This window comes from uncultured Jannaschia sp. (assembly GCF_947494055.1).
Lineage (GTDB): Bacteria > Pseudomonadota > Alphaproteobacteria > Rhodobacterales > Rhodobacteraceae > Jannaschia.
Genome location: NZ_CANLTR010000215.1, coordinates 1 through 337 on the forward strand (window position 1 = coordinate 1; position 337 = coordinate 337).

General features: G+C 63.5%; 1 pseudogene. It reads left to right on the forward strand.

From position 1 onward, the window contains the following. Nucleotides 1-286, forward strand: a pseudogene (locus tag Q1A87_RS23905) (IS5/IS1182 family transposase); the annotation flags it as partial. Between the last annotated feature and the right edge of the window lie 51 nt (nt 287-337).

Genomic DNA, 337 nt, shown 5'->3' on the forward strand with positions numbered 1-337 from the left:
ACCCATCCGCCGCAACGGCCGCGCCTGGAAAGAGGACTGTCCAGCTGCCAGCGCACGCAGCGAGATCCTGCGCGCGAAGCGACATCCGGGCAGGGCGCTGTGGAGGAAACGGGCGGAATACCACGTCCGAAGTCGGGTCGAGGCGCGGATGAACTGCCTGAAACTCTTCGGCGAGAGGATCATGTCACGAGACCCCGACCGCCAGACCGCCGAAATCCAGATCCGCATCTCCATCATGAACCGCTTCTCAGTCCTTGGCAGGGCCGAGATCGAAGCCGTCGTCTGACCTCAACGGGGAAAGGGGACCGCACACCTCAAGCGCAATTGCGCAACAACG